Genomic DNA, 23,946 nt, shown 5'->3' on the forward strand with positions numbered 1-23,946 from the left:
GCGCCGGCGCCCCCGCCCGGCCGGGTCCTCCGGGGAGCGTGCCGTGCCGGCACGGCTGATCGACGGCACGGCCGTGGCGCGGAGGGGGCGCGAGGAGGTCCCCCGCGGCGTGGAGGAGCTCGTCGCCGCGGGTGGGGTCGCGCCGGGCCTGGCGACGGTGCTGATCGGCGACGACCCCGCGTCGGAGGTCCCCGTCCGCAGCAAGCGCCGTCTCTCCGTCGAGGCGGACGGGCAGGACCTGCACCGCCACCTGCCGGGTGACGCCGATCAGGCGACCGCGGCCGCGCTCGTCGACGAACTCGCCACCGACCCCGCGGTGTCCGGCATCCTGCTGCAGCTGCCCGCGCCCCGCCACCTGGACTACGACGCCCTGATGGCCGGCATCCCGGCGGCGAAGGACGTCCACGGGCTGACCGCGGCGAACGCCGGTCTGCGCGCCCAGGGCCGGCCGGGGCTGCGGCCGTGCACGCCGGCCGGGGTCGTGGCGCTGCGGGACGCGTACGACGTCCCTCTGTCGGGCGCCGAGGCGGTGGTCGTCGGCCGGTCCGTGCTGGTCGTCGCCGCCGGGATCGCCGGATTGGTCGGCGCCGACGCGGTCGAGCCCGGGGCGACCGTCATCGACGTGGGCATCCACCGTGTCCTCGCCACGGCCAGGGTCCAGCAGGGCATCGGGGACTGATGACCCGGCCGTGGGCACGGTTCGACGACCGCCGCGCGGGTGAGGCGGCGACGGCGGACGGGCACCCACGGCCACCGCACCAGCGCGACAGCGCCCCCCTCACCACCTCGGGGCCGGCCGCACGCGCAGGCGCGTGCGAGTGCGTGCACGACGTGGCCGGTGGCGCCGACACGGTCCGCGTCGTCGCCGCTGTCGCCACGAAGTCCCCGCCCCGCCCCGGGGCGGTGAGGCGATGCGTGACCTGACCGGCACCTGAGAACCTGGCGCCCGGAGCACCGGGACCGGGAGACCAGCCGGGCTCCCGACCAGCAACGGACACACAGAGAGGTGGCGATCCGCATGACGAGCACGTTGGGCACGACGGCTCCGGTGACGACGGGGCTGTACATCGGCGGTGAAGTGCGTTCCACGGATGACGTCCTCGAGGTCGTCGACCCGGCTCGGCCGGGCGTCGTCGTGGGGCACGCGGCGGCGGCGTCGAAGGAGGACGTGGCCGATGCCGTCGCGGCAGCGAAGGCGGCCTACCCGGCGTGGTCGGCTCTGTCAGCCGCAGAGCGCGCCGCCCGGATGGCCGCCGCCATCGAGGGGATCGCCGATGAGCGCGACGAGGACGCGCGGGTGCTCTCGCTGGAGAACGGCAAGATCCGCATGGAGGCGTGGATCGACGCGCTGGTCTTCGAGATCCGGTGGCAGCTCGCCCTCTCGCTGGCCGACGAGGTGGAGCAGAGCAAGGTGCTGGCCCCCGCTCCGGGGATCCCCGTCGAGACCACGGTCGCCTACCAGCCGATCGGCGTGGTGACCGTGATCGTGCCGTTCAACTGGCCGATCGCGATCCTCGCCGCGTCGCTCCCGCACGCCCTGCTGGCCGGTGACACGGCGATCGTCAAGCCGCCGCCGTCGACGCCGCTGGCGACCACGCGCCTGGTGCAGCGGGTCGCTGAGAAGCTCCCCCCGGGCGTGCTCAACGTGGTGACCGGCCGGGACAGCGAGATGGCCGGTCTGATCGACCACCCCGACGTCGCGAAGGTCTGCTTCACCGGCAGCGTCAACGGCGGCAAGCGGATCATGGAGATGGCCTCCCGCAGCCTCACCCGGGTCACCCTGGAGCTGGGCGGCAACGACCCCGCGATCATCCGCGAGGACGCCGTTCTCGACGACGACCACCTGGACCGGCTGTTCGGCGCGATCTACGACACCACGGGCCAGATCTGCATGAACGCCAAGCGCCTGTACGTGCACCGGTCGCGCATGGACGAGCTCGTGGCCGGGCTGTCCGCGCGGCTGGAGAAGGTCGTCCTCGGCCACGGGCTGGCCGAGGACACCACGATGGGGCCCCTCCACCAGCCCGCGCAGAAGTCCTTCGTCGCGGAGATCATCGAGGAGGCGAAGGACTCCGGGGCCGAGGTCCGGGAGTTCGGCGAGCTGCCGGACGGGGAGTTCGCCGAGGGGAACTTCCTGCGGCCGGCCATCGTGGTGGACCCGGACCCGTCGCTCCGGGTCGTCACCCAGGAGCAGTTCGGTCCGGTGATCCCGGTGATCCCGTTCGACGACGACGTCGAGGCGGTACGGCTGGCGAACGACACGTGGGCCGGCCTCTGCGCCTCCGTCTGGACCGCGGACCCCGACTCCGCCACCCGGCTCGGCGGGCAGCTGGAGTGCGGCTACGTCTGGGTCAACGACCACGGCGCCGCGCGGCTCGACCTGCGCGCCCCCTTCGGTGGGATGAAGCACTCGGGCATGGGCCGCGAGCAGGGCATCGAGGGCGTCCGCGCCTTCCAGGACACCCGCTCGATCGCGCACCCCAGGCCGGCCGAGGCCGCGCACTGACGCACCCCGTCGGGGCCGGCGGGCACGCCCCCGCCGGCCCCGACGGTGTCCGTGCCAGGCGGACGGCTCGCTGCACCGGACGGGGCGCAGCTCACCCGTCGACGGCTCCTCCCTCGGCTACGACCGGACCGGCGAGGGACCTCCGGTGCGCAGGCACGCAGTGTGGCGGGACGCGACGACGAGCCGCGGACCGACGGGCTGGGACAGCCCGAACCGGCGGGATCCCAGCTCGCCGGTGTGGACGCCCGGTCCAGGACCCTGCTCTCGGAGAGGACGACCGGCAGCAGCTCACCGGCCCCGGGCTCCTCGTCGTCGGTGAGCAGCCGCCGTGACCGAGCTCGGAGGGACCCGGGGCCGAGGCGGCGAGCGTGCGGACACCGGTGAGCCCGGTGATCGAGGCCGGGGAGACCGCCTCCGCGGCCCCGCCCGTTCCACCATCGGGCGAGCCCGCCGCCGGGACGGGAGGTTCGCGCGCAGCGCGACCTCCCTGACGGCCGGGGCACCGACACCGGTCACCACGGCGACCCAGGTTCGGCACGGTGCCGGCACCGGCGATCAGTGCGGCATGCGGATGATGGGCTTGACGACCTCCCCGCTGAGCGAGGCTTCGACGGCGTCCGCGATCTCCTCGAGCGGGAAGTACTGGACCAGCCGGTCGAACGGGAACCTGCCCTGCGTGTGCAGGTCCATCAGCGCCGAGATCAGGGCCTGACCACGGCCACTGCCGCCGAGCGTGCCGCGGATGGTCTTGCCCCACAGCGTGCTCAGGTGATCGGCGCTGAACTGCGCCCCCGCCGGCGCGCCGCCGATGAGCAGGGCGGTCCCGAGCATGCCGACCGAGTCGATCGCCTGCCGCACCACCGGGATGACCCCGGTGCAGTCGAGGGCGGCGTCGGCAGGGCCACCGCAGATGTCGGTGACCGCGCCGACCGGATCGGTGGCCGTGGCGTCGACCGTGTGAGTGGCGCCCAGGTCGGTGGCCAGCCGCAGCCGCGAGGCGTGCCGGTCCACGGCGATGATGGTCGTGGCCGGCGAGCACCGGGCGGCCATCACCGCGGCCAGCCCCACCGTGCCCACGCCGTAGACCACGATCGAGGAGCCGGGCTCGGGGCGGAGGGTGTTGAGGACCGCGCCGGCGCCGGTGGCGAACCCACAGGCCAGCGGGCCCATGAGCTCGACCGGCAGTCCTCCCGGGATGGGCACGAGCGACGACGCCGAGGTCATCGCGTAGGTGGCGAACGACGACTGGCCGAAGAAGTGACTGCCCAGAGGGGCACCGTCGGGCGTCCGCAGCGCCGAGCCGCGACCGCCGGGGCGCTCCCCCGCGCCGACGAGTTCACCCAGGTTCAGGCAGTAGCGCGGCTCACCGGCCGAACAGTTGCGACAGTGCCCGCAGTACGGCCAGCCGAGCACCACGTCCTGGCCCTCGCGGACGCTCGTGACGCCCTCCCCGACCGCGACGACCGTGCCGGCACCCTCGTGGCCCAGTACCCCGGGCAGCGGGAAGGGCAGGTCGCCGTCGCGGGCGATCCCGTCGGTGTGGCAGAAGCCGGTCGCAGCGACCTCGACCAGCACGTCACCCGGACCGGGCTCCTCCATCTGGACGGGCCGGACCACGAAGGGACCGTGCAGTTCCTCGACGACCGCAGCAGTGATCTCCAAGACCGGCTCCTTACGGTGGGCGCAGGCGGACCGGGCCGTTCCCGACCGCCGTGGTAGCACAGCATCGTGCAGCGAGCACCGGGCCGCCGTCGGTGGCTCTGCTGCTCGCGGTTCCTCGGGCTGCTACCCGAGACGCAGTCCGTGTTGCGCGACCCACGACATCCCCCCTTTCGCCGTCACGCCAGCGCTTCCTCGAAGCCTTGACGCCACGACGGGTAGCGCAACACCCGGCCCAGCTCGCGCTTTGCCTTGGCGTTGGATGCGCCGCGCAGTTCGGTCATGAGCACGACGCCGGCCTGTCCGGCGGCCAGCCGTCCGATGGACCGCGGTACGCGCATCGGCTTCTCGGCGCCCAGCATCGCTGCCAGTGCCGGCAGCCACTCGGCGACCGGGGCGGGGTCGTCATCGACGATGTTGTAGACACCGCGGCCGCCGTTCTCCACCGCTGCGACCGTGGCCTCGGCGGCGTCGGCGATGTGGACGAACGACCACACCCCGCCGCCGTCACCGACGACCGGGAACCTGCGTGTGCGGATCGCTGGTGCGCGGTCGTCCGTAGGGAAGGAGCACGAAGGTCGTCTCGGCCTGGTTGAACTCTCGGGCGACCGCCTGCATCCACGTCACCTGCTGCGGCTCGGGGGTGTCGACGCCGGCCATGTCGACGACGGCCACGGGGTTGCCGCTGAGCGGATCGGTGCTCAACACGTCGACGATGGCGAAGGGCACGCCGGCTTCGACGTCGCCGGTGGAGCCTCGTGCGGGGTGATGAGAGTGGTCGGCGATGTCGATCTCCTCCGTCACTGGCCGGCGAGCCAGGAGTCGAACGTCGTGACGCCCAGCCGCGCCGTCGGCTCGGGGAGGAGCACCTCGCCGGCAGCCTCCACGCCGAAGGGACCGTCGCGCCAGCTCGGCACCAGGCGGGTGCGGTCCCCCCGGGCGGTGAGGATGCGCCGCGCCATGTCGACGAAGTCGTGCGGCTCCGGCCCCGCGAGATCCCGGGTCCGGCCACGTGGCGGGCCCGTGGCCACCTCCGCGAGCACGGCGGCGACGTCCTGGACAGCGACGGGTTGCACCAGCAGCGGCGGGATTGTGGCGGCCCCCTGGGCGGCGGTCCAGCCCACGACCATGGCCGGCAGCTCGAAGAACTGCGTGGCGCGCTGGATCGTCCATGGCACGGGCCCCCGCTCCACCAGGGCCTCCTGGCGCCGCTTGCCGTGGTAGTGGCCGTTGCCTCGGATCCGGTCGAGCCCCACGATCGACACGACCACGTGGTGTCGGACCCCAGCACGCTCCTCGGCCGCGAGGAGGTTGCCGGTGGCGGACGCGAAGAACGACTCGGCCTCCGTCGGGTCGGCAGCGACCGTGTTCGTCACGTCCACCACTGCGTCGATGCCGTCCAGCGCTGCGTCGAGGCCCTCTCCGGTGCTGAGGTCCACGCCCGTCGAGCGGGACACCGGGACGACGACATGGCCTCCGTGCTGCAAGGCACTGACCGTCGGCGTCCCGACCAGACCCGTCGCGCCGACCACCGCGATCCGCATCGCACGCCGTCCTCTCTGATCCGGTCTCGTGAGCATCGGCTTGTCGGGAGGTCCTTCATCCACCGCGGCGATGTCCCCAGCGTGGCGTCGTCCGGCTCGAGACGTGGCGCGTGCTCGCCCCGCAGCGGTCTGCTGCGTCGGACGTCCCTCGGACTGAGCTCGTGGCCGGAATGGCGTAGGGGTCCCTCTCGTGGACCGTGTGGACGTAGACGATCCCGCCGAGAGGGTCATGGGTCTTCATCGCCTGTCTCCTCGAGCTCCCGGTGCAGTCGGTGATCGTCCCGGTGAGGGACGGGACGGGGAGCGTTTCGTCCCTCCGGCCGGGCAGCCGGTGGCCCCTCAGATGACCCGCTGGACCTCGCGGTCGGGGACACCTCGGGCTGCGGCGTGTGCGTACGGATGGGCGAAGGCGTACTGGGCCTCGGTGGCGTCAGCGTCCAGAGCGAGGCATGCGCCGGTGCTCCAGTTCCAGACGACGACCGTTGCCGTGGAGGTGTTCCGGTCCCAGGACAACGTGACCTCGACTGCACCGTGGCGGCGGCGCGCGAGTCCAGGAGGGGGACTCGTCGGGACCCGCTCGACGGCATGTCACTCACCCCGATCAACGGTCTGAGACGTCATCTGGCGGGCCTCCAGCAGCGGGCTGCACCGCATCGGCCGCGATTCCCGGAGCTCGCGAGCCTCCTGGGGTGCGCCATGATGGCCGCCGGTCAGGGAAGGCACGAGCTGCGGGTCCAGGTGCGCCAGCGCCAGTCGGCCGTACACCTGCTGCTGGGTGGCCACCCGCTGCGCGCGACCACTGCCGACGAAGCCGAGCAGCCAGTGCAGCACGGTCGTCACCCGGCTGGAGAAGCCCACGATGTAGTACAGGTGGACGGCCAGGCACATCGTCCAGGCGATGAGACCCTCGAAGCGGAGCCTGCCGATGCGGACGACCGCGGAGAACCGCGAGACGGTCGCCATCGAGCCCTTGTCGACGTACCGGAAGAACCCACAGGGGGCCTTGCCGGCGAGCCGGCGCTTGATGGCCGTTGCGGCGTACCTGCCCCCCTGGATGGCGACCTGGGCCTCCCCCGGCAGGTCGTCGAGGGCCGCCATGTCACCGACGACGTGCACCTCCGGGTGGCCGGGCAGTGTGAGGTCGGGGAGCACCGCCACGCGGCCGGCGCGGTCCACCTCCGCACCGGACTGCCCGGCGAGCACCCCGCCGAGTGGGCTGGCCTGCACGCCGGCGGCCCAGATCTTGGTGGCGGCTGGGATGCGCTGCGCGTGGCCGTCGGTGTACTCGATGTCCACGCCGTCGGCGTCCACGTCGGTGACCGTGGCGCCCAGCTGCACCTCCACGCCGACCTCGCCGAGCCGCTGGCGGGCCGAGCCGCCGAGCTCCTCGCCGAAGGACGGCAACACCGCGGGGCCGGCTTCCACCAGGACGACGCGGGCGGTGGCCGGATCGATGCTGCGGAAGTCACGACGCGGCGTGCGCCGGGCGAGTTCGGCGATCTGACCGGCCATCTCCACGCCGGTCGGGCCGGCGCCGACGACGACGAAGGTCAGCAACCGGTCCAGCTCAGCTCGGTCGCTCGTCAGCTCGGCCTGCTCGAAGGCCCCGAAGATGCGGCCGCGCAGCTCGAGGGCGTCGTCGATGCTCTTGAGGCCGGGCGCGAAGTCGGCGAACCGGTCGTTGCCGACGTACGACTGGCCGGCACCGGCGGCCACGATCAGTTCGTCGTAGAGGTGCACCCTGGTCCGCCCGAGGACGGTCGAGACGACCATCCGGGAGTCGAGGTCGATGTCGGTGACCTCGCCCAGGATCACGTGTGCGTTCTCCTGCCGGCGCAGGATCTCCCTCGTGGGGGCGGCGACCTCCCCCTCCGACAGGATCCCGGTCGCCACCTGGTGGAGCAGCGGCTGGACCAGGTGATGACCGGTCTTGGCGATCAGGGTCACATCGACATCCGCCCTGCGCAGGGCCCGCGCGGCGAACAGGCCGCCGAAACCCGACCCGATCACCACCACCTGGGTTCGCCGCTCGCTGCCGTTCCGGGTGCTCATGATCCCTCCGCGTGCTGATGTGGGCTGAAGCGCTCGAACGTGTCCCGATCGCCGGAGTGACGGCGGGCCTGGTTCATCTCGCGTCTGGCTCTCCAGGCGTCGCCGAGCGGACCCACGTGCTCGAGCACCAGCCGCCTGCCCGGAGCCCCTGACCCGCCGGCCACGAACACCCGCACGCTGCTCACCGTCCCGCCCCGCGACGTTCCGCTCGAGAGGGAGACGAGACGCCCCGGCCGCCTGTGACATCAGGAGGGGGAGGCAGCCGCTGTGCATCGACGCGACATGCGCTCCGCCGACCGGAGGGAGGACCTCAGGTCCGGTGCGTGAGCCACCTTCGAACCGTCCACCGGCGCCCGGATGTCACAGACGGACCGGGTCGGCTCGTCCCGGGGTTGGAGCCGTACACGTCTCGGCCCGGTCCCCCCACCGAGCGAGGCGACCGAGTCACCGAGACATCGACAGGAGGGAACCGATGGACCTCGCCCTGTGGATCGCTGCCGGACTGCTGGCCGCAGTCGCCCTGACCGGCGGCATCAGCAAGACGTTCGTGCCCAAGGCGAAGCTGGCTGCAGCGCATGGCGGGGAATGGACCGCGGGCGCCAGTGTCGGCTTCGTCAAGACCCTCGGGGTGCTCGAGCTGCTGGCTGCGGTCGGCCTGATCCTGCCTGCGATCGTCGGCATCGCACCGGTGATGGTGCCGGTGACTGCCGTCTGCTGGGTCCTGCTGATGATCGGCGCGATGATCACTCATGGCCGCCTCGGCCAATCCGAGCTCGTGGTGCTCAACGCGGTCTACCTCGCGCTCGCGGTCTTCATCGCCTGGGGCCGCTTCGGCCCTGAACCCTTCGTGGCCTGACGAGCACCACGTGAGCAGCAGGTGCCGGTCACGACTCGGGCGTTCGCTCGAGCCGCCGGCGCCTGCCGCACCGGCACGTCCGACGACGCAGCCGGAGATGCCGGCTCCGTCACACTCCGGGGAGGAATTCAGCGTGTCCGCTCTCGCCGATGCCGACCGGGACGGCATCCACGCCAGGGGCGAGGACGACCCGTCCGGTGCCCACCGCCCCCGCGGGCGGCACCGAGTGGTGATCGGCTACCTCGTGGTGGCCGCGATCCTGCCCTATCTGCTGCTGAAGGCTGCCTGGATCGCCGGCTCCACGATCGGCTTCGCCACGGAGTCGTCGGTGGATCCCGGCGTCCTGCTCGGCGGCAACATCCTGACCGCGGGGATGGAACTCGTGGCGATCGTGGTGGTGCTGGCCTTCACACACGACTGGGGCATGCGCCTTCCGGCCTGGCTGGTGCTGCTGCCGGCGTGGGTGGGCACGGGACTGCTGGCGCCGTTCGTCGTCGCCGGTCCGCTGGTCGTGCTGTCCGTGGCGACCGCGGCGTCCCCGGTCGGCGACGGCTCGTTCGAGCCCTGGGTGGGCCCGGTCGTCTACTCCAGTTTCGGCGCGCAGGCCCTCGGCATCGCTCTGACGTTCGCCCTCTACGCCCGTGCTCGCTGGGCACGGTTGCTCCGGAGTCGCGCAGGATGCCGATCCGCTGGACCACACCCCCTCCTCACCCCAGCTGTCTGGATCGCCGCTGTCCTGCTCGCGGCCGTCGCGGCCGCCCGACTGCTCTGGGCGCTCGATCCGGCGGCAGCAGCCTCGTTCGGGCTCACCGACGCCCGCGGCACCACCGAGCGGGCCGCCGACGCCGGTGCCGCTGCCTTCGCGCTGATGGCGGCGGCAGGCCTGCTGGTGCTGGTGCGCCGACGGCGTGCGCGGACTCCGCTGTGGGTGCCCCTCGCCCTCACGTGGGTGGGCAGCGGCGCCACCTGGGCCGGTGGGTGGTGGCCCCTGCTCCTGTGGATCGGTGAGGTGGCGGGAGCCGGGACGTCGAGCCCCGGCGCGGGGCTGGTGGCCGGTGTGCACCTCGTGCAGGTGATCGCCGGTCTCCTGGTCGCCAGGGTGGGCGCCGTCGTCCTCGCCGGACGCGGAGGCGCACCCGGGCTGTCTCCCGGCCACCGACGCCGCTCGGTGGACGCAAGGCAATGACCAGGCGGTCGTCCACCGGCTTCCCGGGGTGGGCGACTGCTCCCAGTGGAACGGGCCAGGCCGCGAGCGTCGACGTGCCGATACCACCGCGGGCGGAGTCGGAGCACCCTGGACGGGGACGACGGTGGTCAGAGCGGCGCTCCGGCAACCGGCGCAGGACTGGCTGCACCGCGTCCTCCTCCCGCCCTGGCGCTGCGCCCCCGGTGTGGGGTCGGCCGAGTCCAGGCAGCACGGCCCGACCCGTGCCCCGGGAACGCCGACCTGAGCGAGACGAACGAGAAGGGAGGTGCGGGATGCGCGTGTTGTTGTCGACGTACGGGTCACGAGGGGACGTCGAACCGCTCGTGGCTCTCGCGGTGCAGTTGCAGGCACTCGGCGCCGAGGTGCGGATGTGCGCACCTCCGGACGAGGAGTTCACGGAGCTGCTGACCCGCGAAGGCGTGCCACTGGTGCCGTTCGACAGACCATGGCGCTCATGGGAGCGACCGCCGACTGCCGAGGAGCGCCAACAGCGCGTGGCCGACTTCATCGCCGCGCAGTACGAGACCGTGGCCGAGACCGCCGCAGGATGCGACGTGATCGTCGCGACCGCCATGTCACAGTTCGTCGGGCCGTCGGTGGCTGAGGAGCTGGGCATCCCGTACCGGTACGTGCTCTTCTGCCCGGACGTGCTGGACGGCCTGGATGGCCAGGGCTTCGACGAGCTGTTCGGGAAGCCGATCAACTCCCACCGGGCCTCGATCGGTCTACCCCCGGTCGGTGACGTCGGTGAGTTCCTGTTCACCGCCCGGCCCTTGCTGGCTGCCGACCCGGCCCTGGGCCCGTGGCGTGGGCCGGAGGGCTTCGACGTCGTGCAGACCGGTGCACGGATCCTGACCGACGAACGCCCACTCCCGGCCGAGCTGCAAGCGTTCCTCGACGCCGGCGAACAGCCGGTGTACGCGGGGTTCGGCAGCATGCGAACCGTCGACGAGGACAGCGCGCGGGCGGTCATCGAGGCGATCCGTGCGCATGGCCGCCGCGTGCTCGTCGGTCGCGGCTGGGCGGGCCTGACCCTGATCGACGACCGGGCTGACTGCTTCGCCATCGGGGAGGTCAACCAGCAGAGACTGTTCGACCGGGTGGCTGCCGTCGTGCATCACGGTGGCGCGGGCACCACGACCACGGCAGCCCGCGCCGGCGCGCCGCAGGTGGTGGTGCCCCAAGGGGGCGACCAGGTCTACTGGGCCGGTCGGGTGACCGAGCTCGGCATCGGCGCGGCTCACGACGGGTCGACGCCGACCGTCGAGTCCCTGTCAGCCGCGCTCAGGACGGCGCTGACCCCGGAGACCCGCGCACGAGCGACCGCGGTGGCCGGCGGGATCCGCACCGACGGGGCGACGACGGCCGCGAAGCTGGTGCTCGCCGGCGACGCAGCCGAACGGCTGTGAGCGGTGACCACACCCCGACCCGGCCACACCCTCCTCGGCCCCGACACGGTTCTCTGACGAGCGTTCACCGGGTTCCGGAGCCGGTGTCGGCTTCGTCAGGACCGTTGGAGTGCTCGAGCTGCTGCTGGCCCGCGACGGTTCCCTGCCCCGGCTGATGGCCCGGGCGCGGAGACCGGCCGGTGTCCGGCGACGGGCATCGTTCTGCTCGCGCCCCTCGCCGCGGTGCTCATCGCCGCCTTCGACGCCGACGGTCCGGGTCAGGAGACGGACAGCAGCCCCACTGCTCTGAGGATCGCCGGCAGGATGACGAGGACGCTGCCCAGTACCAGGGGCGCGCCGCAGGCCCCGATCCACATTCCGCGCCTGCTCAGCCTCGCCCGGCGGGCGTACGAGGCCGCCAGGATGCCGAAGCCGGTGGCCGCCAGGAGGAACGCGAGCCCGTAGCCGAGAGCGGATGCGTCGATCTGGTCAGCCTCGCCGGCGAGGCCGGTCAGCACGACCACTGCCTGCATGATGCTGCCGACGACGTACAGCGCGAGAGTGGCGAAGGCGGCCCACAGCAACGCGCCGACGATCCGCGGTGCCAGGAATCGGGGTGTACGGCTGATCGCCAGGAGGGCCACCGCCACTCCCACCAGCTTGAGAACTGCGACGAACCGGTTCACCACCGAGATCGCCGTCGCGTCGTCGGCATACTGCCCGGTGGCGAAGTGCTCCGTGAGCTCGAACCAGACGCTGATCCCGGCGAACCCGGCGCACCACAGCGCCACGAGGAGGCCCACTGCGACCACGAACGTGCCGGGCGGGGTGAACGGCCGTGGCTCGACGGTCGGCCTGATGTCAGTGATCTCAGGGGCCGTGGTGATCTTCGGCGTCTCAGGCACTGGGGCCCTCTTGCGGGGGTGGAGGTGTCGTCCGGTCACTCGATCGACCCGGGAGCTCTGCGCGTCAGGAAGGCTCAGTCGCGCGGCTCCTGCGGCCGGCCGCCGTCGGACGGGCGACCGCCCTCCGAGGGCCGTCCGCAGGTGGTGGGCTCGCGGCCTCCCACGGCGTGGGCCTCGGCCGGCCCACGGCGCTCGGCGTGTTGCTCGAGCTCGACCCGGGCCGCCGTCTCGATCGGCGCGAAGAACCCGCGGATGGCGCGGCGGGCGGCGCCGACGTGGTTCGTCTTCTTCGGCACCGGGGCGCCGCCATACTGCAGCACACCGTGGCCGTGCACGTCGACCGGGCCGAGGGGCTGGTGCAGCTCGATCAACGCGCCGTCCGGCCGCCGTCGGATGACGCCGGTCCCGATGCCGTGCTCGAGGACCTCGCGGTCGTGCTGCTGGAGACCCAGGCAGATCCGGTAGGTGGTCACGTAGGCGATCGGTGGCAGGACGATGCAGCCGATGCGCCCGATCCAGATCATGGCGTTCAGGCTGATGTCGAACTCGTCCGCGATGACGTCGCCGGCGCCTGCGAGCACGAGCACGACGTAGAACGCGATCGCCACCATGCCCAGGGAGGTCCGCACGGGGACGTCCCGCGGGCGCTGCAGCAGGTGGTGCGAGGCGGTGTCGCCGGTCAGTCTCCGCTCGATGACCGGGTACAGCGCGAGGAGGGTGAAGAGGACGCCGGGCAGGACCACGGTGGGCCAGAACATCGCGGGGATCGTGTAGCCGCCGGGGAGGTCGATGTCCCAGGCAGGGAACAGCCGATTCGCTCCCTCCAGGAACACGGTGTACCAGTCGGGCTGGGTGGCCGCCGATACGTGCGCCGGGTCGTACGGGCCCCACAGCCACACCGGGTTGATCTGCACCAGGCCGCCGAGGGCGGCGCAGACGGCGGACACCACGAAGCACAGACCGGTGGCCTTGCCGGCGTGCGTCGGGAAGAGTCGGGTGCCGACGACGTTGTGCTCCGTCCGTCCCGAGCCGGGGAACTGGGTGTGCTCCTGCTTGATCCGGATCAGCAGGTGGACCGCGATCAGGGCCAGCAGGATGCCCGGGATCAGCAGCACGTGGAGGACGTACAGCCGGCCGATGACGAGCTCCCCGGCGAACTCGCCGCCGAACAACGCGAAGTTCGCCCACGTCCCGATCAGGGGGATCGACAGGATGATCGCGCTGATGATCCGGAGGCTGCTCCCGGACAGCAGGTCGTCCAGCACGGTGTAGCCGGTCACGCCGTCGAGGAGCGCCAGGACCAGCAGGCCGACGCCGATGATCCAGTTGGTCTCCCGGGGCCGCCGGAAGGCGCCGGTGAAGAAGACCCGGAGCAGGTGCAGGACGATCGCGGCGATGAACAGCAGCGCGGCCCAGTGGTGGACCTGGCGCACGAACAGACCGCCGCGGACGTCGAACGACAGCTGCAGCGCCGAGTCGTAGGCGGCCGACACCTCCACGCCGCGCAGCGGCGCGTAGGACCCCTCGTACGTGACCTCGCGCATGGAGGCGTCGAAGAAGAACGTCAGGTAGATCCCCGACAGCAGCAGGACGATGAACGAGTAGACGACGATCTCCCCGAGCAGGAACGACCAGTGGTCGGGGTAGACCTTGTTGAGCGTCCGACGCAGCCAGTTCGACGCGACGGACCGGTCGTCGATCTCCGCGTCCGCCTCGCCGGTCCCGGGCGCCGCGACCCTGCGTGCCACCAGCGGTGCTCTTCCTCGAGCTGCGCTCCCTGCCGTCGCCTCACGCCTCCACATCCGCACGACCATCACCTCTCGGTCCCGGCGGCTGTCTCCACACCTGGGACGAGACAGCTACGCCGTCTGTGACAGGCGGAGGGAGGCCCGGAGGTCGTCGGCCCGTGCGTCGAGCGCCCGCAGCCTCACGAGGATGGTGAGCCGGCTCCGCCCGCTCCTGACCCCCGGCGTCGGCCGTGGGTCCACGCACGTCTGCCGACGTCCGTTCGTACTGGTCACCGCGCACGCGAAACCCCGTGTCGGACGTGGGCTCGCGTCGGGCACCGGCCGCTGCTGATCGAGCCCCTGCAGACCGGGGCGGCCGCGCAGCGCCTCGTCCAGGAGGCACGGGCCTGGGCGGCCGATCGCGCCGAGGACGGTCAGCCCCGAGCTCTCGTCCTTGATCGGCAGGAGGTCGTCCTGACGGTTGAGGGGCGTTCTCATCGGCGGAGACGTGCGCCGGGACCTCGATGTCACAGATGGCCAGGGCTGTCTCGTCACTGGACTGGGAGCGAGTCCTGGGATCAGGAAGGGGACGATCATGCGGGTGTTCGTGGCCGGTGGCACCGGGGTCATGGGGCGGCGGCTGGTGCCGCAGCTGGTGGCCCGGGGCCACCAGGTGACGGCTACGACGACGGGCCCGGGCAAGTTGGGCTTGCTGGAGCAGCTGGGCGCCGACGGTGTCGTGATGGACGGGCTGGATGCGGTGTCGGTCGGTGGAGCAGTGGCGGCCGCCCGGCCGGACGCGATCATGCACCAGATGACCGCGATCAGCCCCGCGCACGCCGGCAAGCCCGACATGAAGCACATGGATCGGTTCTTCGCCGCCACCAACCGGCTGCGCACCGAGGGGACCGACCACCTGCTGGCAGCGGCCGAGGCGACCGGCGTCTCCCATGTCGTCGCCCAGGGCCACGCCAGTTGGAACGGAATCCGCGAGGGCGGATGGGTCAAGACCGAGGAGGACCCGCTGGACCCGGGCCCGCCGAGCATGCGCAGGGGGATGGAGGCGATGCGCCACATCGAGGACGTGGTCGTCGAGGCTGGTGGCGCAGTCCTGCGATACGGCGGGTTCTACGGGCCGGGCGCCACCGATGACGTGGTCGGGCTGGTGCGCAGGCGGCAGTTCCCGCTGGTCGGGGGCGGCACCGGCTACAGCTCGTGGGTACACCTCGACGACGCGGCGAGCGCGACCGTCCTGGCCGTGGAGCAGCTGGCGAAGGGCGTGTTCAACATCGTCGACGACGAACCGGCGCCGGCCAGCGAGTGGCTGCCCCACCTGGCTGCGTGCACGGGCGCGAAGCGGCCGGTGCGGGTCCCCACGTGGCTGGCCAGGCTGCTGGCCGGGGACGTGGCGGTGACGATGATGACCGAGGGGCGCGGCTTCTCCAACGCCAAGGCCAAGCGCGAGCTCGGCTGGGAGCTGCGCTACCCCTCGTGGCGGCAGGGCTTCGAGGAGGGGTTGGCGTGACCCGGGCCGAGGAGTTCGAGGAGCTGCGGTCGCTGCTGTTCGCGATCGCGTATCGCATCCTCGGCAGTGTGAGCGAGGCCGAGGACGCGGTCCAGGAGACCTGGCTGCGCTACCAGGCCTCCCCGACACGACCCACGTCGACCAGGGCCTTCCTCTCGGCCGTCGTCACCCGGATCTCGATCGACGTGCTGCGCTCGGCCCGCGTGCGGCGGGAGGAGTACGTCGGCCACTGGCTCCCCGAGCCGCTGCTCGACGACCCCTATGAGGATCCGGCGCGCTCGGCGGAGCTGGCCGACTCGGTGTCGATGGCGGCCCTGTTGCTGCTCGAGCGGCTCAGCCCGCTGGAACGGGCGGTGTTCGTGCTGCGGGAGGTGTTCGGGTTCGGCTTTCCCGAGGTCGCATCGGCGGTGGGCCGGTCGGAGGCGGCGTGCCGCCAGCTCGCGGTGCGGGCGCGCCACCACATGGACGCCGGGCGCCCTCGGTTCGAGGCCGACCGCAGGGAGCGCGAGCAGCTCGCCGAGCGGTTCTTCGACGCCTTCAGGGACGGCGACGTCGACCGGCTGCGGGAACTGCTCGCCGCCGACGTCCAGCTGGTCGGGGACGGCGGCGGGAAGGCGCCACAGCTGGCCAGGGCCGTCGTCGGCGCTGCGAAGGTGGCCCGGCTGCTCGCCGCGATCGTCCCGCCGATGGCCCGGATCCACGTGACGTTCGAGCCGCACGAGATCAACGGCCAGCCGGGCGCGATCTTCCGCGATCGGGACGACAAGGTCCTCCACACCTGGACGCTCGACATACTCGACGGGCGGATCCAGACGATCCACTCGCTGATCAACCCCGACAAGCTCGGGCACCTGGGTCCGGTGGCGGACGCCTGGGCCGTCGCCCGCGAGGCGACCCAGGCTCGCCGGCTCACGGAGTGACTCGAGCACGAAACGGTCACCACAGCCCAGCACCTGCAGATCGGACGCTCCGGGCCGACCTCCACCGGACGGTGTCCCCTGCGGCCGTGCTCGACCAGGCGAGACCGCCGCTGGGTCCGGACCCTCGGAGGACGGCGTCGTGAACCCCTTCCCACCTCCGGCCGATGACACCGCGCGTGTCGCCGCCGCCCGACCGCGCATGCGCGGAGGTGACCGGCGAGGCGCCCCGAGCAGCTGAGGGGAGGTCCCGCTCGTCAGCGCCGGAGCCGTGTGCGGCCGGACCGGGTCGCCCCTCGGACGCCGGGTCGAACCCCACGGCTCCCGGCCGGGGCGGTTCCCGGCGAGGTCCTCCCACCCCAGGTTCTCACGCACCTGGGGGCTTGCGGCAAGCCCCGGGTCGTGCAGCACAGTCCCCGGCCGGGGGCAACGACCGAGGAGACACCGCTGTGGACTTCGAGGTGACCGTCGTCGGTGGCGGGCCGACCGGCGCGATGCTGGCCAGCGAGTTGCGGCTGCAGGGCGTGCGCGTGCTCGTGCTGGAGCGGGACGCGGAGCCGACCCGGGCCGTCCGCGCCTTGGGCCTGCACGCTCGCAGCATCGAGGTGCTGGACCAGCGGGGCCTGCTGGACCGGTTCCTCCCCTTCGGCACGCAGTACCCGGTCGGTGGCTTCGCCGGCATCAGCAAGCCGGCGCCGGACCGGTTGGACACCGCACATCCGTACGTCCTCGGCATCCCGCAGCCCACGACTGAGCGGCTGCTCATCGAGCACGCCACCGAGCTGGGCGCCCAGATCCGGCGCGGCTGCGCACTGGTCGGGCTGAGCCAGGACGACCACGGGGTGACCGTCGACCTGGCCGACGGCACACGACTGCGCTCGCGCTACCTCGTCGGCTGCGACGGCGGCCGCAGCACGGTGCGCAAGCAGCTCGGCGTCGGCTTCCCCGGCGAGCCGGCCACGCGCGAGTGGCTGTCCGGCGAGGTGGAGCTCACCGCGTCGCCGGAGGAGGTGGCTGCCGTGGTGACCGAGGTCCGCACGACCCAGAAGGGGTTCGGTGTCGGGCCCTCCGGAGAGGGCCTGTACCGCGTCGTCGTGCCTGCCGGGGGGGTGGCCGGGGACCGCTCGACCCCGCCGACCCTCGAGGAGGTCGGGCGGCGCCTGCAGGTGGTCGCGGGCACCGACTTCGGCGTGCACTCGCCGCGCTGGCTGACCCGCTTCGGGGATGCCACCCGGCAGGCCGAGCAGTACCGCAGCGGCCGGGTGCTGCTGGCCGGCGACGCCGCACACGTCCACCCGCCGACCGGCGGCCAGGGCCTCGACCTCGGGCTCCAGGACGCGTTCAACCTGGGCTGGAAACTGGCCGCCGAGGTCAACGGCTGGGCCCCGGAGGGACTACTGGACAGTTACCACACCGAACGGCACCCGGTGGCCGCCGACGTGCTGGACACCACCCGGGCGGTAGCCGAGCTGCTGTCCACCGAGCCGGGGCCCCGAGCGGTGCGCCGGCTGGTCTCGGACCTCATGGACTTCGACGAGGTCAACCGCTTCCTGGTCGAGAAGACCACCGCGATCGGGATCCGCTACGACGTCGGTGAGGGACACCGGCTCGTCGGCCGGCGCCTGCGCGACGTGGGACTGCAGCGCGGGCGGCTCTACGCGCTGATGCACGAGGGGCGCGGACTCCTGCTGGACCAGACCGGCCGGCTCTCGGTGGCCGGCTGGGCCGACCGGGTCGACCACGTCGTCGACGTCAGCGAGGAGCTGGACGTGCCTGCGGCGCTGCTGCGGCCGGACGGTCACGTGGCGTGGGTCGGCGGCGATCAGCGAGACCTGATCGACCACCTGCCCACGTGGTTCGGCGCTGCCACAGGTCGAGCACTCCCCGGACGCACGAAGCCGCGTCCTCGACGATACTGACGGCCCAGCAGCCGGCCCGGATCGTCGTCACGCAGCGCCACGGCGCCGTGCCGAGGGCGCCGGGCAGCAGCTCCAGGGCGACCACGGCCACGACGGCGCGGATCCGGACCATCCCCTGCCCCCGGTGCGGCACCCGCCACCTCCTCGACTGCAGACGCTGGGGCGCGGCGAGGACCAGGGACACCGGAACGGGCAGGGAGTACAGCCTGCTGTACCCCGACGGTCGGCTCAGGGGCTCGGACCGGGATCACCGCGCCTCCGGCGTCGGCGTACCGCCGGGCCTGGAGGATGCGGGAGGCGCCTGCGACTCAGGCCCTGCCCAGAGCGGGCAGCAGGACACCGTCGACCACGCGCAGGACGTCGTCCTCGCCGACGAGCAGCCCCGGTGCGGCGACCTTCTGGTAGGCGAAGGCGGGGAACACCTGGGCAAGAATCTCCACGTCCACGTCCTCCCGGACGAGCCCGCGGTCGACGGCTCGGGACAGCCCGCGCTCGAACAGGCCGCCGTACGGCGCGCCGAGTGCCCGCCGGGAGGCCTCCCGCAGCCCGGCGTCGTGCCGGGAGACGCTGACCACGCTCGCGAGCACCTGCGCGTTGCGGCCCTCCTGCTGCACGTAGGCGCGCGCACTGGCCAGCAGGTCCTCGCGCAGGTCGCCGGTGTCGGGCACCTCCGGGGCGCCGAACAGCGCCGCAGCCGCAGCGACCACCAGCGCGGTCTTCCCAGGCCATCGCCGGTAGATCGTCGCCTTGCTCGCTCCGCACCGCTTGGCGACGGCGTCCATCGTCAGCCGCTCGAAGCCCTCCTCGATCAGCAGGCCCCCACCACAGAGGGACGCCACATGACCACCACAGTGCTGCTCGCCGGTGCGACCGGGATGCTCGGGAACCGGATCGCCACCCACCTGCTCGACCAGCCCGACGTCGCGGTGCGACTGCTGCTGCGGGAGGCCGCCCCCTCCGACGCAGCCAGGGCTCGTGCCGTCGACGCGTTGGTGGCCGAGGGCGCGGAGGTGGTCGTCGGCGACGTCACCGACCCGACGTCATTGGACGCGGCGACCGCCGGAGCCGACGTGGTGGTGTCCGCCCTGCAGGGCGGACCGGAGATCATCGTCGACGGTCAGGTCGCGCTCACCCGCTCGGCGGCCCGCCAGGGGACTGGGACCTCCCCGGCGTGGGAGGGGCGTCGGTGCTGTCATTCGTCGAGACACGCACGGTCGCGGTGGTCGCTCCACCGTCTCCCAGCAGATCGGCCATCTGGAACGCCAAGCCGGCACGCGCCTGCACACGCGGGTCGGCCGCAACGTGTGCCTCACCCCCGCTGCCCACGTCCTCTTCGACCACGTCCTCTTCGACCACGCCCGCGCCGTACTGCCCACCTCGAGCTGGCGACTGCCCGTGCAGCCACCAGCTGTGCACCAGGTCCGTCGCGTCACGCCAGGCGCGTGATGATGGCTCAATGCTGATCACCGAGGACCGAGACGACGTCGCCGTCCTGCGCATCGAGCACGGCCGGGTCGGCGCCCTCGACGTGGAACTGCTCGACGCCCTCACCGAGGCCGTCACCGCGACCGACCGGGCGCTCCTCATCACCGGCAGCGGCTCGTCGTTCTCCGCCGGGGTGGACCTGCGCCGGATCCTGGACGGCGGCCGGCCCTACACCGAGGAGCTCCTGGCGGCACTGTCCCGCACGTTCCGTGCCGTGTTCGACCATCCGCGGCCGACGGTCGCGGCGGTCAACGGGCACGCCATCGCCGGCGGCTGCGTGCTGGCCCTGGCCTGCGACCTGCGGCTGATGTCGGGGGGACGGATCGGGTTGACCGAGCTGACGGTCGGCGTCCCCTTCCCGACGGCCGCCCTGGAGATCGTCCGGCACGCGCTCGGCTCCCGGGCCGGCCAGGTGCTCCTCGGCGCGCAGACGGTCGACCGCGAGCAGGCACTGACCCTCGGGATGGTCGACGAAGTCACCGAGCCCGGCGAGCTGCTCCCCCGGGCGCTCACCCTGGCGGCTGAGCTGGCCGCCCGGTCACCGGAGGCCTACCGGCTCGCCAAGGTCCAGCTGCACCGCCCCGCGCAGGCGGCGATCGAGGAGACCGCTCCGGACGACGCGGCCGTCCTCGCCGGCTGGGCCTCCGACGACACCCGGCTGCGCATCGAGGCCGCGCTGGCGGCGCTGGCCCGGCGCTGACTCCAGTTCCCGGACGGGCGCGTACCGATGGCGTCGACACCCGCGTCGGGCCGCGTGCCGCGATCGCTCGTGGGGGACGCCGGGGCCGCGAGGTGTCACTCAGGTCGGCGGCCAGGCCCCGAGCTGGCGGAGCAGGCCCAGGTCGTCCCGGCACGCCCAGTGCTCGGCGATCCGGCCGTCCGCGATGCGGAAGCGGTGCATGAACGTCCACTCGACCTCTGCTCCGGTGACCGGCACGCCGAAGAGCAGGGGCATCGTCGACGCGACGTGCCGCCCGCGGATGGTCAGGTGGACCGCCACCTCGTCGCCGTCCGCGAGGAGGCGGTGTTCCTCGGTGGTGAAATCGCCGAGATCGTGGCGGAGATGGGCGAAGGTCGCCCGCCATCCCTCACGCCCCTGAGGCCCCGCCGCGTGGTTGACGAAGTCCTGCGCCACGAGATCGTCGAAGGCGCTGAGGTCACCAGACGCAACACGCCGGCCGAACTCGGTGACCGTCCGGCGGCTGGTCTCGGTGACCTCATCCGGCATGGGCGCAGTGTGGCACCGCCGCCCCGTCCCGATCGCACGGCGCAGACGTCGGGCGTCGTCTCCGAGCTGACCGGACACCGGCCCGACCGACTGCCGCCCAGCGGCCGTGCCGCTCAGCGCACGGGAGCGCCAGCCGGGCGGTCGGTGGGCCGGCCGCGGGCCTGGGACGTCCGCACACCGCCCACCTACGCTGGCCCGATGCCGCTCCTGGGCACCAAGCTGCGCGCCCCGAGTCCGCGCCGTCAGCTCGTCCCCCGCGAGCGGCTGGACGTCGAGTTCCGCGCGGACTCGACGACGATGCCGCGGCTGGTGCTCGTCTCGGCCCCGGCCGGGTACGGGAAGACGACTCTGCTGACCCAGTGGCTGTCGCCGGGTCCGGCCGAGGACCGCGACGCGGGCCGGAGACCGCAGGCCCTGCGGGTGGCGTGGCTGTCCCTCGACGCGACCGACGCGCACCTGCACGTCTTCCTCACCAACCTCGTGGCGGCACTCCAGGCCGCCAGCCCCGAGGTGGGGGCCGAGGCGCTGGCGCTGATGGACACCGAACGCACCCTCCCGGTCGAGGACGTCGTGGCCAGCCTCGTCAACGACCTCGATGCACTCGGCGGCTCCACTGCCGTCGCCCTCGACGACTACCACGTCATCGACGACCCCGAGATCCACCGTGCGGTCGCCTTCCTGCTCGACCACCTGCCGCCCCAGGTCACGGTGGTCATCACGACGCGTGCGGACCCGCCCCTGCCGCTGTCCCGCCTGCGGGCCCGTGGGGAGCTGCTCGAGGTCCGCGCCGCCGACCTGCGGTTCACCGCGGAGGAGGCCGATGTCTTCCTCAACCGGGTCATGGGCCTCGGGCTCGAGCCCGCCCAGGTGGCCGCCCTGGAGAACCGGACCGAGGGCTGGGCGGCCGGACTCCAGCTCGCCGCCCTCTCGGTCCGCGGCCACACCACCGCCGGCTCCGGCGACCCGGCATCCGATGGGATCGCCGCGTTCGTCGAGGCGTTCACCGGCAGCAATCGGTTCGTCCTCGACTACCTGCTCGAGGAGGTCCTGGCCACCCACCCCGAGGACGTGCGCACGTTCCTCCTCGACACGTCGGTCCTCGATCAGCTCACCGGGCCGCTGTGCGACGCGCTCACCGGCGGCAGCGACGGGCAACGGCTGCTGGAGACCCTGGAGCGCGGCAACCTGTTCCTGGTCCCGCTCGACGATCAGCGACAGTGGTTCCGCTACCAGCACCTGTTCGCCGACGCGCTGCGCGCCCGGCTCCTGGCCGAGAGCCCCGGACGGGTCCGCAGCCTGCACCGAGCAGCCAGTGACTGGCACGCCGAACACGGGACGCTGAGCGACGCGATCAGCCACGCCCTCGCCGCAGGCGACGCCGAGCACGTAGCCGACCTCCTGGAACTGGCGTTGTCGGAGGCGCGCCAGCGGCGGCAGGACCGGACCCTGCGCGCCTGGCTCAACGCCCTCCCCGACGACGTCCTCCGCGGCCGCGCGCTCCTCGCCGTGCAGATGGGGCCGGCGCGACTCTCCGTGGGCGACCTGGAGGGGGCCGAGCGCTGGCTCGACGACGCCGACGAGGCACTCCGGACGACGACGCGCGAACCTGCGGCGGGCGTGCCGCACGCGGGTCGCCTGGCTGACGCAGCCCGCGCACGGGAGAAGGAGCTGCGAGCCCTGCCGGCGCAGGCCGCCGTGTACCGCGCCGCAGTCGCCCAGGCCCGCGGTGACGTCGCAGGGACCATCGCGCACGCCCGCCGCGCCCTGGACCTGGCCGGGCCGGCCGACCACGTCGCCCGCTCCGGCGGCGCCGGGTTCCTCGGCCTGGCCGCATGGGCCGCCGGCGACCTGCCCGCAGCGGTGGACACCTTCGGCGAGGCCGTGCGCAGTTTGCACGCCGCCGGCAACGTCACCGACGAGCTCGGCACGACCGTCGTCCTCGCCACCATGTGGCTCGCGCGCGGACAGCCCGACCAGGCGCGGCGACTCTACGAGCGCGCCCTCCGGACGGCGGAGGCCCATCCGGGCCCGGTGCTGTCCACGACCGGGGACCTGCACGTCGGCCTCGCGGACGTGCTGAGGGAACAAGGCGACCTCGACGCCGCCGCCGAGCACCTACGGATGGCGAGAGAGCTCGGCGAACGCGCGTCGCTGCCGGAGAACCGACACCGCTGGTACACCGCCATGGCCGGACTGCTGGTGGCACACGGCGACCTGGACGGCGCCGTCGGCATGCTGGAGCAGGCACAGCCGTTGTACCTGCCGGGCTACTTCCCCGACGTGCGTCCCATCCCCGCGAGCCGGGCGCGGGTCCGCATCGCGCAGGGGCGGCTGGAGGACGCGGCGACGTGGGCCCGCGCTCACCACGTCACCTCCGACAGCCCGTCGGACTACTCGGCCGAGTACGACCAGCTCGTGCTCGCCCGTCTGCTCATCGCGCAGCACCGCGCCGCCCCACGACCGAAGACCCTCGAGGACGCCCGCACGCTGCTGGACCGGATCGTGGCCGCCGCCGAGGCAGCGGATCGTGGCGGCAGCCTCATCGAGGCCCTGCTGGTGCGGTCCCTCGGGCACCGCCACAGCGACCCGGACGCCGCGCTGGCAGACCTGGGTCGCGCACTGCGGGCCGGCGTCCCGGTCGGGTACTGCCGGCTGTTCCTCGATGAAGGACCCGCGATGGGCGTGCTGCTCCGGGCGGCCGCGGGACGCCCCGACCTGCTCGGCTCGGCAGAGGCAGCGGCGTTGCTCCAGGCGGCCGAGCGCCAGCAGGATGACCCCTCCTGTCCTCGCCCACCGGCACTCGGGAGCCGGGAGCCGCTGAGCGAGCGGGAGGTCGAGGTGCTCCGGCTGCTGGCGACCGACCTGACCGGCCCCGACATCGCCGACCGGCTGTTCCTGTCGGTCAACACGTTCCGGACCCACACCCGGCACATCTTCACCAAGCTCGACGTGAACACCCGGCGGGCTGCGGTCAGCCGCGCAGGTGAGCTCGGCCTGCTGTAGGCCCGCCCCGGCAGCTGGGATCACG

Annotated in this window: 20 protein-coding genes and 1 pseudogene; 12 read left to right on the forward strand and 9 right to left on the reverse strand. The window is 72.9% G+C overall.

From position 1 onward, the window contains the following. Positions 1 to 43: 43 nt before the first annotated feature. The gene (locus ABQ292_RS02995) at positions 44 to 679 is read left to right on the forward strand and encodes a tetrahydrofolate dehydrogenase/cyclohydrolase catalytic domain-containing protein (protein ID WP_369203066.1); all 636 of its coding nucleotides are present in this window, start codon (positions 44 to 46) and stop codon (positions 677 to 679) included. A gap of 339 nt (positions 680 to 1,018) precedes the next feature. Beyond that, positions 1,019 to 2,506, forward strand: coding sequence for an aldehyde dehydrogenase family protein (locus ABQ292_RS03000; RefSeq protein ID WP_369203068.1), 1,488 nt, complete (start codon positions 1,019 to 1,021; stop codon positions 2,504 to 2,506). A 555-nt stretch (positions 2,507 to 3,061) separates the two neighbouring features. On the opposite strand, the gene ABQ292_RS03005 is transcribed toward ABQ292_RS03000, so the two are convergent. The 5 genes from ABQ292_RS03005 to ABQ292_RS03025 form a co-directional block, all read right to left on the reverse strand. Further along, a complete protein-coding gene (locus tag ABQ292_RS03005; RefSeq protein WP_369203070.1) occupies positions 3,062 to 4,168 on the reverse strand; it encodes an NAD(P)-dependent alcohol dehydrogenase in 1,107 nt (368 codons plus the stop codon). 176 nt (positions 4,169 to 4,344) lie between these two features. After that, positions 4,345 to 4,662, reverse strand: a complete 318-nt coding sequence (locus ABQ292_RS03010; RefSeq protein ID WP_369203072.1) for an NAD-dependent epimerase/dehydratase family protein — start codon at positions 4,660 to 4,662, stop codon at positions 4,345 to 4,347. 10 nt (positions 4,663 to 4,672) lie between these two features. Beyond that, positions 4,673 to 4,969 carry a PhzF family phenazine biosynthesis protein gene (locus tag ABQ292_RS03015; protein WP_369203074.1) on the reverse strand — a complete coding sequence of 99 codons (297 nt, stop codon included), beginning with the start codon at positions 4,967 to 4,969 and terminating at the stop codon, positions 4,673 to 4,675. After that, the gene (locus tag ABQ292_RS03020; protein WP_369203076.1) at positions 4,966 to 5,709 is read right to left on the reverse strand and encodes an SDR family oxidoreductase; all 744 of its coding nucleotides are present in this window, start codon (positions 5,707 to 5,709) and stop codon (positions 4,966 to 4,968) included. Before ABQ292_RS03020 ends, ABQ292_RS03015 begins: the two co-directional genes overlap by 4 nt. A 588-nt stretch (positions 5,710 to 6,297) precedes the next feature. After that, the gene (locus ABQ292_RS03025) at positions 6,298 to 7,761 is read right to left on the reverse strand and encodes an NAD(P)/FAD-dependent oxidoreductase (RefSeq protein ID WP_369203078.1); all 1,464 of its coding nucleotides are present in this window, start codon (positions 7,759 to 7,761) and stop codon (positions 6,298 to 6,300) included. Between the two features lie 472 nt (positions 7,762 to 8,233). Between ABQ292_RS03025 and ABQ292_RS03030 the strand changes: the two genes are divergently transcribed. The 3 genes from ABQ292_RS03030 (at position 8,234) to ABQ292_RS03040 (ending at position 11,233) form a co-directional block, all read left to right on the forward strand. Then, positions 8,234 to 8,617 carry a DoxX family protein gene (locus ABQ292_RS03030; RefSeq protein WP_369203080.1) on the forward strand — a complete coding sequence of 128 codons (384 nt, stop codon included), beginning with the start codon at positions 8,234 to 8,236 and terminating at the stop codon, positions 8,615 to 8,617. 133 nt (positions 8,618 to 8,750) lie between these two features. After that, positions 8,751 to 9,803 (forward strand): hypothetical protein, encoded by a 1,053-nt coding sequence (locus ABQ292_RS03035; protein ID WP_369203082.1) that lies wholly within the window; start codon positions 8,751 to 8,753, stop codon positions 9,801 to 9,803. A 242-nt stretch (positions 9,804 to 10,045) separates the two neighbouring features. Beyond that, complete coding sequence (locus ABQ292_RS03040) at positions 10,046 to 11,233, forward strand: glycosyltransferase (RefSeq protein ID WP_369203084.1); 1,188 nt, start codon at positions 10,046 to 10,048, stop codon at positions 11,231 to 11,233. Positions 11,234 to 11,490: 257 nt separating this feature from the next. On the opposite strand, the gene ABQ292_RS03045 is transcribed toward ABQ292_RS03040, so the two are convergent. Both ABQ292_RS03045 and qcrB read right to left on the reverse strand, forming a co-directional pair. Next, complete coding sequence (locus ABQ292_RS03045) at positions 11,491 to 12,117, reverse strand: hypothetical protein (RefSeq protein WP_369203086.1); 627 nt, start codon at positions 12,115 to 12,117, stop codon at positions 11,491 to 11,493. Between the two features lie 74 nt (positions 12,118 to 12,191). After that, positions 12,192 to 13,865, reverse strand: coding sequence for a cytochrome bc1 complex cytochrome b subunit (gene qcrB, locus ABQ292_RS03050; RefSeq protein WP_369203088.1), 1,674 nt, complete (start codon positions 13,863 to 13,865; stop codon positions 12,192 to 12,194). A gap of 574 nt (positions 13,866 to 14,439) precedes the next feature. Here qcrB and ABQ292_RS03055 point away from each other — a divergent pair. The 3 genes from ABQ292_RS03055 (at position 14,440) to rox (ending at position 18,205) form a co-directional block, all read left to right on the forward strand. Next, positions 14,440 to 15,369: an NAD-dependent epimerase/dehydratase family protein gene (locus tag ABQ292_RS03055; protein ID WP_369203090.1), complete on the forward strand. Its 930-nt coding sequence runs from the start codon at positions 14,440 to 14,442 to the stop codon at positions 15,367 to 15,369. Further along, on the forward strand, positions 15,366 to 16,289 hold the full coding sequence (locus ABQ292_RS03060) for an RNA polymerase sigma-70 factor (RefSeq protein WP_369203092.1): 924 nt from the start codon (positions 15,366 to 15,368) through the stop codon (positions 16,287 to 16,289). The genes ABQ292_RS03055 and ABQ292_RS03060 overlap by 4 nt, the downstream gene beginning before the upstream one ends. Before the next feature lie 446 nt (positions 16,290 to 16,735). Continuing rightward, positions 16,736 to 18,205 (forward strand): rifampin monooxygenase, encoded by a 1,470-nt coding sequence (rox, locus tag ABQ292_RS03065; protein ID WP_369203094.1) that lies wholly within the window; start codon positions 16,736 to 16,738, stop codon positions 18,203 to 18,205. A gap of 308 nt (positions 18,206 to 18,513) precedes the next feature. Here the strand turns inward: rox and ABQ292_RS03070 are convergent, their stop codons facing one another. Next, on the reverse strand, positions 18,514 to 19,044 hold the full coding sequence (locus tag ABQ292_RS03070; RefSeq protein ID WP_369203096.1) for a TetR/AcrR family transcriptional regulator: 531 nt from the start codon (positions 19,042 to 19,044) through the stop codon (positions 18,514 to 18,516). Here ABQ292_RS03070 and ABQ292_RS03075 point away from each other — a divergent pair. The 3 genes and pseudogenes from ABQ292_RS03075 to ABQ292_RS03085 all read left to right on the forward strand — a co-directional run. After that, positions 19,045 to 19,347: pseudogene (locus ABQ292_RS03075) on the forward strand (NAD(P)H-binding protein); the annotation flags it as partial. Between the two features lie 52 nt (positions 19,348 to 19,399). Beyond that, positions 19,400 to 19,651, forward strand: a complete 252-nt coding sequence (locus ABQ292_RS03080; RefSeq protein ID WP_369203163.1) for a LysR family transcriptional regulator — start codon at positions 19,400 to 19,402, stop codon at positions 19,649 to 19,651. 10 nt (positions 19,652 to 19,661) lie between these two features. Then, positions 19,662 to 20,390, forward strand: coding sequence for an enoyl-CoA hydratase/isomerase family protein (locus ABQ292_RS03085; RefSeq protein WP_369203098.1), 729 nt, complete (start codon positions 19,662 to 19,664; stop codon positions 20,388 to 20,390). Positions 20,391 to 20,489: 99 nt separating this feature from the next. Here ABQ292_RS03085 and ABQ292_RS03090 read toward each other — a convergent pair whose 3' ends face one another. Further along, entirely contained in the window at positions 20,490 to 20,918 is a 429-nt protein-coding gene (locus ABQ292_RS03090; protein ID WP_369203100.1) for an ester cyclase, read from the reverse strand. A gap of 198 nt (positions 20,919 to 21,116) precedes the next feature. Between ABQ292_RS03090 and ABQ292_RS03095 the strand changes: the two genes are divergently transcribed. After that, positions 21,117 to 23,921 (forward strand): winged helix-turn-helix domain-containing protein, encoded by a 2,805-nt coding sequence (locus ABQ292_RS03095; RefSeq protein ID WP_369203102.1) that lies wholly within the window; start codon positions 21,117 to 21,119, stop codon positions 23,919 to 23,921. Positions 23,922 to 23,946: the final 25 nt, after the last annotated feature.

Source organism: Geodermatophilus maliterrae (assembly GCF_041018925.1).
GTDB lineage: Bacteria > Actinomycetota > Actinomycetes > Mycobacteriales > Geodermatophilaceae > Geodermatophilus > Geodermatophilus maliterrae.

Coding starts and splice junctions, on each gene's coding strand:
- ABQ292_RS03000 (WP_369203068.1), top strand. CDS start 1,019: ATGACGAGCACGTTGGGCACGACGGCTCCGGTGACGACGGGGCTGTAC.
- ABQ292_RS03020 (WP_369203076.1), bottom strand. CDS start 5,709: ATGCGGATCGCGGTGGTCGGCGCGACGGGTCTGGTCGGGACGCCGACG.
- ABQ292_RS03025 (WP_369203078.1), bottom strand. CDS start 7,761: ATGAGCACCCGGAACGGCAGCGAGCGGCGAACCCAGGTGGTGGTGATC.
- ABQ292_RS03030 (WP_369203080.1), top strand. CDS start 8,234: ATGGACCTCGCCCTGTGGATCGCTGCCGGACTGCTGGCCGCAGTCGCC.
- ABQ292_RS03055 (WP_369203090.1), top strand. CDS start 14,440: ATGCGGGTGTTCGTGGCCGGTGGCACCGGGGTCATGGGGCGGCGGCTG.
- ABQ292_RS03085 (WP_369203098.1), top strand. CDS start 19,662: ATGCTGATCACCGAGGACCGAGACGACGTCGCCGTCCTGCGCATCGAG.
- ABQ292_RS03090 (WP_369203100.1), bottom strand. CDS start 20,918: ATGCCGGATGAGGTCACCGAGACCAGCCGCCGGACGGTCACCGAGTTC.
- ABQ292_RS03095 (WP_369203102.1), top strand. CDS start 21,117: ATGCCGCTCCTGGGCACCAAGCTGCGCGCCCCGAGTCCGCGCCGTCAG.